10 protein-coding genes are annotated in these 11,277 nt (G+C 42.2%); all 10 read right to left on the bottom strand.

All coding sequences use genetic code 11. The features are described from left to right. Positions 1 to 256, bottom strand: a 256-nt coding sequence (locus tag TT12_RS15845) for a hypothetical protein (RefSeq protein WP_207804108.1), incomplete at its 3' end; no start/stop codon positions are given. Positions 257 to 797: 541 nt separating this feature from the next. After that, a complete protein-coding gene (locus TT12_RS14575; RefSeq protein ID WP_045456271.1) occupies positions 798 to 1,859 on the bottom strand; it encodes a DUF6708 domain-containing protein in 1,062 nt (353 codons plus the stop codon). A gap of 19 nt (positions 1,860 to 1,878) precedes the next feature. Next, the gene (locus TT12_RS14570) at positions 1,879 to 2,946 is read right to left on the bottom strand and encodes a hypothetical protein (protein WP_045456268.1); all 1,068 of its coding nucleotides are present in this window, start codon (positions 2,944 to 2,946) and stop codon (positions 1,879 to 1,881) included. Between the two features lie 13 nt (positions 2,947 to 2,959). Next, on the bottom strand, positions 2,960 to 4,735 hold the full coding sequence (locus tag TT12_RS14565; RefSeq protein WP_045456264.1) for a hypothetical protein: 1,776 nt from the start codon (positions 4,733 to 4,735) through the stop codon (positions 2,960 to 2,962). 29 nt (positions 4,736 to 4,764) lie between these two features. Next, entirely contained in the window at positions 4,765 to 6,426 is a 1,662-nt protein-coding gene (locus TT12_RS14560) for a toxin VasX (protein ID WP_045456261.1), read from the bottom strand. 130 nt (positions 6,427 to 6,556) lie between these two features. Further along, positions 6,557 to 7,297, bottom strand: coding sequence for a hypothetical protein (locus tag TT12_RS14555; protein WP_045456258.1), 741 nt, complete (start codon positions 7,295 to 7,297; stop codon positions 6,557 to 6,559). A 2-nt stretch (positions 7,298 to 7,299) separates the two neighbouring features. Continuing rightward, positions 7,300 to 8,898, bottom strand: coding sequence for a DUF2345 domain-containing protein (locus TT12_RS14550; protein ID WP_045456255.1), 1,599 nt, complete (start codon positions 8,896 to 8,898; stop codon positions 7,300 to 7,302). Positions 8,899 to 8,978: 80 nt separating this feature from the next. Next, entirely contained in the window at positions 8,979 to 9,146 is a 168-nt protein-coding gene (locus TT12_RS15840; RefSeq protein ID WP_207804107.1) for a hypothetical protein, read from the bottom strand. 110 nt (positions 9,147 to 9,256) lie between these two features. After that, positions 9,257 to 10,000, bottom strand: a complete 744-nt coding sequence (locus TT12_RS14545) for a contractile injection system protein, VgrG/Pvc8 family (protein WP_045456253.1) — start codon at positions 9,998 to 10,000, stop codon at positions 9,257 to 9,259. Positions 10,001 to 10,106: 106 nt separating this feature from the next. Then, positions 10,107 to 11,258 (bottom strand): type VI secretion system protein TssA, encoded by a 1,152-nt coding sequence (gene tssA, locus TT12_RS14540; RefSeq protein WP_045456252.1) that lies wholly within the window; start codon positions 11,256 to 11,258, stop codon positions 10,107 to 10,109. Positions 11,259 to 11,277: the final 19 nt, after the last annotated feature.

Raw genomic sequence — 11,277 nt, 5'->3', positions numbered from 1 at the left:
GTAGTCCAGTCAGACCCTTGTCTTTCTTCTCTTGAGCAATATCGGCACAGGCGAGTAGCGATGTGCTGATATCGGTTGGACACGCGTGGGCATATCGTGGATCAAGCGGTAGCTCTTCAGCGGGACGTTCCATATAGGTGCGAATAAACGCCCACTGATCATAAGGGTTTAGTTGCATGCCTTCACAGTTAATAGATAAGCTTGGTTCTCCTGTTGATTCATCGATGATGTGCAGATTCAGTACTTCATACACCAAACCTTCATTACGCCTTATGGAGGCTGTGATATCTTTATAATTAATCAGATGAAAGATAGGGGCTTGCTTACCGTTATGTTCGTAGTAAGCAATCTGCTGGGTATTTTTTAGTAGTAGAATTTTATGGTATCGAGATTGCTTTCTTTTTAGTTGCTTTAGAGTTAAATATGGTGAAAAGCCAAGCATTGTTAGGAATATTATAAGCATAATAATTGGAAATAAAACTATTAGCTCAAACTCTTCAATAAAAAAATATTTAAGAACTACATATAAAAATAAAAAATAAAAAACTGTCCAAACAACCATGCACCACAATATGACGCTAAAAGCCATACATTTTGAATAGAGTTAATGATAGGATGAAATAGCAGATAGTCTGGATTCACATCATGAATAAGTGTACTTATTCTATCAATACTGGCTTTTTTTCTTGGAAATTACCAATCTCTCCTTCATAAGGGCGACTGAGTATTTTACCGACAGGAGGTATAGGAGGAACAGGTAAGATCATAGTTATACAATATGTAGTTAGCAATTTTTGCTAGCTATTATAAGCCACCACTGCCCATACAAATAAGCCAACGTTGATGAGTATGATACATACCCATCTGACATTAACCTCCCAATTTCTACCTTCAAACGCTAGTTTGGCTTCATAAGTTATGGGCTGTATTGGATACGGGTTATCTTGACCGTCCCATGTGAGTAGCTTTTGCACGTCGGGATGCAAGATGGCGCGTTTGGTACATTGGTAATGATTAGCCTGAAATAGATTACCTAAGGCTATTATTGAGCCTATTATAAAGACCATGATTTGACCACCGCCAGAATGATCACTAGGCAGTATGCTGTTTTTACGATAGATAATATCAGCACAAGCAAACAGTGATTTACTAGTGTCAGCTGGGTAAGCTTCGCAGAACTCAGGATTTATCGGTAAGTCATCGGCTTCATTTTCCATATAGGTACGGATAAATGCCCATTGTACACGCGGGTTGACTCTATAATCTTCTAGCTTTAGATGATGGGTAATATCACCTGTCTCAGGATCAGCGACATACAGATTGAGCGGTGTATAAGCTTGATTATATTTGTCTAGGTGCAGGTCTGGATGCACGTCTTTATAATCTACTATTTTAAGCTCATAAGGCTGTCTAAAACTCCATAGTGAACGGTAGTAATAAGCTATCTTTTGCTCTTTTTTTAAAAAGTAATATTGGGTGCGAATGAAGTGCTTTCTGATTAGTTGATAGAGAAATAAAATTAGTGGCGTACCAAATACAACAATCCATAAGAAGCTGAATACTATATCAAAAATACTAAATTCATCATCTATAAAGACAACCTCTCCAATATCTTGAAGAAAATAATTACCTAACCAAAATGAAGAAAAATAAACCCAGCCAATAGCAAAATAAAACACCCAAAAGTACGCAGGTAGGAATGTTAAGTAATCAGGATTGACGTCGTGAATTTCTTTATTAAGATGTTCAATATCTTCAGTACTCTCTAATAAGCTTTTGTCTATACTGGTGGTATAGGGACGGTCAATAGGATTGTGCAGTTCACTAATATGTTTAGCGAAGTCGTCGCGTAGTTGCATGATGTTATCTCAATTCTATCTAACTATTATAAGCCAACACTGCCCACACAAATAAACCAACGTTAATAAGTATGATATATACCCATCTGACATTGACCTCCCAATTTCTACCTTCAAAGGCTAATTTGGCTTCATCAGTTATGGGCTGAATAGGATAAGGATTGTCTTGACCGTCCCATGTCAGCAGCTTTTGCACATCAGGATGTAAGATGGCTTGCTTGGCAGTTTGATAATTGTTTCCTTGCAATAGATAGCCAAGTGTAAATAGTGAGCCTATTATAAAGACCATAATTTGACCACCGCCAGAATGATCGTTTGGTAGTATACCGTTTTTACGAAAGACGATATCACTACAAGCAAATAATGATTTGCTTGTATCTGCTGGGTAGGCCTGACAGAACTCAGGGTTTATCGGTAAGTCAGCAGCATCACCTTCCATATAGGTGCGGATAAACGCCCAATGTACACGAGGGTCAACACTGACATCATGAGGTTTTATATGATGAGTAATATCTCCTGTATCAGAATCCGCGATATATAGATTTAGTGGAGTGTATGCTGTGTTGTTTTTGATGGTGTGTACTTCAGGAATAATATCTTTATAATCTACTATTTTTAATTCAAAAGGTTTAAAAAACTGCAACGAGGGGCGATAATAATAAACAACCTTCTGCTCTTTCTTTAAAAAGTAGTATTGGATGCGGTATGGATGTTTTCTAATAAATTGATAGAGAAGTAATAAGAGAGGAGTGCATAATGTAATAAACATAAACAGTATTGAAGCAATATTAAAAATCTGTATCAGTCCTTGCATTGGTTCATGACGAAATAAATCTGCAAAGAATACTATAAAAAACATACAGGAAGAAAAGTAGACCCAACCTATACCAAAATACCAATACCAAAAGTAGCTCGGTAAAAAAGTCATATAGTCAGGGTTAATATTGGCAATTTCTTTGTTGAGATGCTCTATATCCTCGCTATCTTTTAATAACGCTTTGTCTATCTTGCTGCTATAAGGACTTTCAAGAACTTCTTGTAGCTCATTGATGTGTTTGGCAAATTGACTATGCTTGTCTTCAATCATTGGCTTGTCTCTATTAACTCGTTACTGTCGTGCGCAGTTGATAATGGGGATTCATACTTGGGTTTAGTGAGTACAAGACCACCACTCTGAGCTGTTCAATCTGACGGTTAGGATTGGCTTGTGCTATCTTTCTAGCTTCTTGCATTTGCTGTATCCTATTAGGATCTCGCGTGCCTTCTTTATATGAGCCTAGATATTGGCCTTGAAAATGACTGGTCTTAGGAATATCTAAGGTAATCTGTAGTCCTGCTTTGGTAGTAATAGCTTTGTTCTGTTGTATAAGCGCTTCTATACTAAACACTTTTCTATCTAGTCCAAGCTCTTGGTTGCCTATACCGATGAACTCTATTGCCAGCTCACTATGATCTTTCCATTGACTAATGCTAACAACGATTTGTCCTGATAACACTTCGTTAAAGTCTTGTACGCTGGTGTTAAATTTTGGCTCAACCTGTATTTCAGTAAGTGCTAGGCTGTAGGCGTGCATATCTTGTTCAATACTTCTCATCGCTTGTATTTTAAAAGGATTATTGGGATATTCGCTGTTTATCATAGCCTTGTTCCCAAAGACCCCAGCATCTAGCCAGTAGTGAATCGGTAGAATATGACCTTTGTCATAGCGAAAGGCAATCCATTGAGCGACTAGACTCACGCCCCATGCAATTGCCATTATTGCGCCAAGCCAAGGTAATGCAAAAGCACCGGCACTTGCAAATGCCAATACACCATAACCGAAACCTGCTACACCTGCTGCGCCCGCTGCACCCATCGCAATATTAGTAGCTATTTGGCTAACTTCACTCTTACTCTCAACATGTCTTTCACGACTTATGAGTAAACTATACACCTCAAACCCAGCCCCGACTGCCCCAAGTACACCGACGCCAAGACCTAGCCTTGCCACCCAAGCACTACGCGCCGCTTTCATCTGTATACCTGCGTTGACGACATCGACACTGGCGCTTGTGAGTGCTAATGTCGAGCTAGCATAATTGGTCATGTACTCAAGACCCACGCGATCTCCTCGGCCTGCCATAGCGCCAATACTACTTTTGCCGATCCACATACTACGCAACTGAAACAGACCGATACCTGCTGATACTAGTGCCGCTTTGCCTGATGATTGGCGCTCTAACTGTCGATGTTGACCACTGATAGGGTCAAGGTCACGGTTTAGTTGTGCCACTCGTTGCTCTAAGTCCTGATTGATCGTTTGCGTGGCGCGTGCTGACTCTCCACTCGTGTACATAGTGACGACAGTTTGCGCAGTTTTGTTACCCGCAGCGGCTTTGTCGAAGACGTCAATTACCTTCTGATCGATGCCGTATGTTTTTTGAAAGTCGATTGCAATAGGCGCTTTGGTTGAAGAGGATGTCCCTACCGCGTTAGTATCTATGCTCGCAGGCAGCAAGGCATTATGTGGTTTGGCTTTATTAATAGTATGAGTTAGCCTTTGACTACCATAATTTAATATAACTTCTGGGCTATATTTAAGCACTTTCTGAGCAAGACGAAAGCCTGTAGATTGATGAACAGTGGCTTGTGACCACAGATCAAGTTTATACAAAAATTTATTGTTGTCTTTAATGTGAGCCATATTAGTGCTCATAGTGAGTAGTATCTGAGCTTTATGATTGGCTAGTTTATTTATACTATCCCTTTGAGCAGCGATAGCAGTATTGATTTTATTTTGCTGCTGTCTGCTCTTAAATGCCAATACCCAACTGGTACTCGTACCAATAAAGTCACTCGCTCGGGCTAAGTTTTCATATGTTGGCGCATCTTGCATTTTTTGATTATCTTCGGGATCAAGGCCGATTAAGCTTTAGATAGCCAGTTATCTGCAGTAGGCTGTTCGCCGGAGATGCAAGGCCGTAAGGACTGCTCAAACTCTTGCTTGGCGGTCATGCCTTTTACTTGCTCGGACTTATAATCTGCCCATATAGCGTCTGGTATGCCGACATTACTTTCATCAATGCCGATACCTTGAATCGCTTCAGCGATAATTTGAGCATAGCCAGCATGGCTGTCTTCATCATTTTCAGGAAAGTCTTCACGCATAACAAAAGCAAACTCAGGGCGTTTAATTGCGTCTATGAATGTTTGGCGCGCTGCTGCGATGGCAGCCTTGTCTTTGCGGCTTTTTTTCGCAGTCGCTAAAACTGCTTTGAATCTTGATTCATTAATATAATCATAGATATTCTTATTATTCGCCTGACTTACTGCATTGCGCCCTTCTATATGATAAGCCTCAGCAGCAGGTGACTGTGGTTTAGACGGATCGTATTTAGTACCAGCTTCTATACTACTTCTAATGTTATCGATGATAATAGCATTAACTTGTTCTCGAATTTTATCTTTATCTTTTTGAGCATCATCTAGTTTTTTAAGTAAGTAGTTGCGTTTCTCCGCGGCTGCTAATACCTCTCCTACAGGATCAGGTAAGGCAACCATCATGGGTTTGACATCCCTTAGGATGTTCAAATCTTTTTGATCAAGTTCTTTTTCCAACTCACCATCTTCAAAGTCGTAGCCTCCATTTACATTCTCTTCAACAATTTCTATCCTTCCACTAATACTTCTTTCCATACTTCTGTATAGTTGAAAGGCAGAACGTACACTCCCCCGAATCTCATCTTTTAAATCCTTTTCATGTATTGTAATTTTATCTTTGATGTCACCGCCCTGTGCCAGCTGCTTTCGTTGATGAAAGCTATTTATATAATCCAGTTCTGGTAAAATACTAGACATATATCTAGTATTTTCATTGCCAGTTAAGTCATCAGCGACGAACTTTTGCATACGCTTATCGCGTAGTACTTCATCATAAAAGTATTTTTTTAATGTTTCTTTACTTAGCTTGGCATGACTGACCATAAGCCATACTATCTCACCTGGATCTAAGGTGAGATACTTACTATCTAACGTACTATGATAGTTTCTCTCGCAGAGAGCTGGCTGTGCCATTTCCTCGAGGCTGTCATTATCAGGCTCATCTATATTTGTTACCTCTATCTTATTAACGTCTTCTTTGTCCTTTATTACAAAATCATCTTCTTCATAAGTTTTAACTCTTCGTAATGCGCCATCTTTACCAGTAAATATCTCTTCAACTGATTTTTGTTCATCTCCATAACCATCAATATAATCATAAAAACAATAAAGGTAGGTGTGTGTAGGTAGGCTCGCAATAGCATCATGTTTAGCTGACTTTGAAGACAACCCATCCCCAAAATAACGCTTGTCATTACCGTTTACTCTATAATCATCCCGACTAAATACTACAGGTAAAATCGGTATACCTGTAGCTCCGCATTCGTAATCACGACAAAATGTTGCTGTTACTGTAATTGTTTCTAATTCCACTTCAAGCAAATCAGGTTCAATAAGAATTTCATAGTCAGGCTCTAATACTACAGGCTCAGTTTTATTTTTACTATTTGATGTCAATCCATCTATAAAACCTAAATCGTTGCTCATGCCACTATCCCCTTACCTTTCATTCGCTCTAAGTCTTTAATGATATTCTTAACGGCTTGCTGCTGCGACATTTTACGCTGAGCAATCAGTAGAGCTTGGCTTATGATTATTTCATAAACTCGATGGGTAATTACCACTTGACCTTTAACTGCCGCAGTATCATATTTATCCACTCTGTCTGTATGAGCACCTGCCACTGCTGCTGACTGAACCGAAAAGGTAAAGGCTGGAGCTGCCCTAACGTTTTTTGAATATTAGCAGCTGGATATACCTCATTTGGCGTAGGTAGAGTCAATACAGTCATCTCATTATTCCAATCAACATAATAAATGTGAGATAAGCCCAACTGATATATTTGCAGCTTTTGTGGGGCTGTCCAAATATAGGTTAATAGCGCTAACACTCTAGGATCCCAGTAGCGCAAATAGCGACGCTTATTTGTCCCTATTCCATATGCCTGTCCTATCAGATATATACTATGTGTAAGCGTTTCTGTGATTGGTTGATCAAATAGCCATAGACAGACGCTACGCGAATGCGGATGACCAGATATATCATGGGTGTTTTCATATAGTGCCAATGCCAGTAGCTGCTCGAGTAGCCGTTGACCTGTACTACTATCAAGTGACATCTTAATAAGTGCCAAATCATCGCTAAAGCTATGATGAATGCGTTTGATGCGCTCAAATGGCAAATCTATGCCGCAGTCTAATAAGTCAAAGACAGCTGTACCGTAAATATTTAGATCAATAAGGACTGTCAGCGTTTGATATTGATTGTCAGAGACTGTTAGATATAAAGCCTTAAGTTGCTTTTGATAATCGTCAGTCGCTTGAATATCATCGAGAAACTCTACTTTTGGTATTAGCATACCTAAACCGCTCCACCTTTATTGCCAGCACTACCAGTCTTGGCAGCACAGTCGGCAAGCTCGTCTTGCGGCATAGTAATCGTTGGACTACTTTCACCCCCACTGCCCCAATCCACCTTACTCGCCTTATAGCCCACCTGACTTGGCGTAATAAATGTCACATTGCCACCTGATATCTCAATACCACTCCCTGCTGCTTTTAGGGTGAGCGTATCAGGCGCAATGATCTCAATACTGTCTCTGCTATGGATTCGGAGTACCTGCTCACTATCAAGCCGCATTTCATTCTGATGCACTTGTATGGTCATATCACCATGCGCTGCCGTATGGGTTTGGGCTTTGTTTGAGTAGTAATGAACATCGCCTGCCACCAACTGATTCATCTGGGTTTGGCTATGATGATGGGTGCTGTCTGTGGCGTGGCTATGCGTGCTTTGGGTACTGGTATGTTGGCTGTGTTGTCCGCTTAGCAACGCTAGATGACGCTGAGAGTCGATCAGCAGATTGGCTTGTTGCCATTGTCCAGACTCACTTAAGGTTTCGTCATTGGTATCTTTGCTAAATTGGGCAAATGGCGTTTGCGCATCTTTACTGTTGCTTTGCTTGTTATTGCTGCTGCCCTCTAATCCCACTGGCTGATGGGTATCAGCCAGCTGGGTGTAGGCTTGCTGGTGTTGATCGGCTGTTTGTAGTTTGCCGTGGCTGTCATGACTCATGTGAGATTTTGATAAGGGGTCTGATGCTTGGCTACTGATATGAATACCTTTGCTGCCTTGAATATTGGCGGCAGCTTCAGTCTCTATGCTGATGCCTTTGCCCCGTGCTTGACCACGGGTATGGTCGCTGTGCTGGTATAGGTGTCCAATAGTCAGGCTGGACTGAAAGCTTGAACTATAGAGATTGATTTGCGGACTATCAGGATGGGCGTCAAACATGAGCTGGTTATAGCCATTAGTGATACTGTCTTTGGTCGCATCGCCTGTACGACTGCTGTCGATGCTTTGGGTTTTGATACCGTCTATGGGATAAGCATGGCTTTGATTGATAAACCAAGCGGGACTAGTGGCATCAATCGTGTCGGTATCACTGACGATGCTATTATACTGAGCATCAGTATTGCCTTGTCCGTTATGGGTATTACCGATTATGATGGGATGAGTGATGTCACCACCGATGAAGTCGATCAGGACGTGTTGCCCATGACGTAGCGGATGGGTTTGTCCCATGTGGTCAGCGACGAGGTGACTGGCGATGGGTATCCAGTGTGCGCTATCGTCGCCTTCGCTTTGCCAGTGATATCTAATATGCGCACGGTGATTACGGTCATGGGTGATGGCGCTGCTATCGGTGTCAATAATACTGGCACTCATAAGACCTGTCAGACTCGGATGCGGTTGTCCAAGTGTAGCAAGCTGTTCCCCATAAGGAATATGGTGATGATGCGGAAACGGTAGGTAGCAGGCATTGATATGATGGACGTTGTTGTCATTGTCGTCATCATTGTCATAGTTGGTATTTGGCTGTAAGGTAATGGGGTCAAAGGATGCTGCCCCCAGCCAATCTGCTGGAATATGATTATTAATATGCTGATGAAGAGACACCAGACTGATGGGATCTGTTAAATAAGGGTTGCCATCGATATGATGCGCGCTTGGCAGACTTAGATGACGGATATTGCCGGTTAGGTGCCTAGATTGGCACGCTGCTGTGCGTTCTGCTGGTAGCGAGTAGCAAGCTTATCGAGACCTTTATCATCAAAACGGCTATGACTGTGTAAAAAGCGCTGATGCGTGCTGTTTGATGCGTCGATCGGTTGCTCGCTACTGCTACTGCCAGTATAGGTACTCATCAAGCGACTGTCATAACGATGTAGATCGCTCTGCTGAGTATGCTGAGCAATACGCGGACGAATGGCAGTAATGCGGTCTTGTCTATCAGCAAGGTTGGCAGGGTTTTGACTTAAGGTGCTTTGAATGTCATTGGCATCAGGCGCAGTATTTCGCCATCACTAGCTAACAAGACTAGAGTGTGCTTGTCGCTCTCATGACGGTAATAGCCTGTGACGCCATAGAGAGCAAGGTATTGGGTTAGATAAGCCAGATCGGTTTGGTTGTATTGGACGCTATGCTGTATATGATAGTTGCTGTCATCACTGAGGCGCTCGTCAATCTCAACGTTCATATCGTATGGACTGATGATTTGGGTAATGAGTTCACTGAGACTGAGATGATGATGACGGCGGTTATGGCTAGCTAGGCGTAACTGACTTAAGCTAGGCTCGCAAATAATGCGATAAGCGGCCATACCACTGTTGCTACCGAGAGCAACGACTTCGGTGATAATACCGTGACGGGTTTGGCTTGGTAGTAGCGTGTCGCCCGTATGCCAATGTATCGAGAGACTTTGCCCTAGCCATTGCTTTATATCCAGTCCTGCTCGTGGATGCAGTAAGGTGATGCTAATACGATAGCCACAATAGAGGGCTAGTTGGCGCTCTTGATAAGACTGCGCTCGTTGGTCGTGATGATACGGGCTTGGATAAGCGTCAGGCGTTGGCATAAGAGCGGGCTTACTCCAAACGCTGTCGGGCAATGGCATCCCGAGTAAGCTTTCAACCAAGTCAGCCTGTTGAATGAGGCTGGTGGCAATATCAGGATGGGCACTACTCAGTTGCACATGCCGCTTTGTTTGAGTCCATACCATGACAAGCCCTTCTCTATCAGTCCAAAGGTGGAAAGTTTAATATTGCAAGATCACAAATAGTGTATAAATTGCCCGTTAACCAAGTATTCATTTGTCGTTGATTCAATTAATAGCCATCGTCAGATGAATCACGTTTGGGTTTGATTCCAATCATGTCAGAGAGTATCGCTAACTGATCTTCGTTTTTGATGATATGAGTGAGCCATTGGTCGAGCGGCATATCCGCCCAATCAATCGCCCGACCGAGTAAAAACGTCACCGGGCTGTGCGGCTCATTGGTCGAAAAATAATCTTGAATTTGACCTAATAGTTTAAGCGCTTGCTGACGATTGCTTTGATGATCGCGGTTACTAGGATTAAAACTGGTTGAGCTAATATTTTTTGTGCTAGCAGCTTGTCCACTACTATCAGACATTGCACTTTCACCCATACTGTCCATAGTATCGGCTACGCTTTCTTGAGCAGAAACACTACTAGTACTATCAGAGTATTCTGGTATCAACGGTCGCAAATGTTGGGTCAGAGCAACCAATAAATCCGTGACTGGTGCGAAGACTGGCGCGTCCATGCCCATCAAATCATTTAGCTGATCAGTCAGCGCCTGCCACTGCTCAGTAACTTTTTTAAGATTGCTCATCAGTGCCTGTTGCCAAGTCTCACTACTGGTCTTGATGGCGTGGTTATAGTCACTTAGCGTTAATTGATTGGACGTTTCGCTATCGGGGTTTTGCTGACGCTGCTTGTCATGATCACGAGCGGTTAGATAATAGTTATAGTTATATTTTTCTGTCTTTGTGTCAGAAAGCGATAGCTGCTTGATATCATCAGTGAGCGCCTTGACGAACCATGACAGCAGCCCTGCTCTGATATCCATGCTATCTTCTTCACCATCTAGCGGCGGATACATAGTGAGCCAATACTCGTCATTGAGTGCCTGCAATAGACTCAAACCCTGACTGATACCTGCTAAATGATCGGTATGACTCAAGGCATCGACATACCAAAGTGCCAACTTCATATCCTTACTGGTATGGCTGAGCAAATCGGCACATTGGTTTTTGACAAAGTCCCAATCGGCGACTTTTAGCTCAGTGACCCAATTGCCTTGTGCCAGTAATGGGTCATCTTCTTGACGAGCGGCCACAATGGCATCAATACGTGGATCGAATATTAAGTCTTCACCGACCCCATGACGACTGCCTTCAATCGGCGCAATAAGGGTGTCAATATTGGTTGCTAAAGAGTTATCGTTACTCATTATAATGACTCCTCTTTAA

This window comes from Psychrobacter sp. JCM 18903 (genome assembly GCF_000586475.1).
Classification (GTDB): Bacteria; Pseudomonadota; Gammaproteobacteria; order Pseudomonadales; family Moraxellaceae; genus Psychrobacter.
This window is presented reverse-complemented; position numbering and strand designations above follow the sequence as displayed.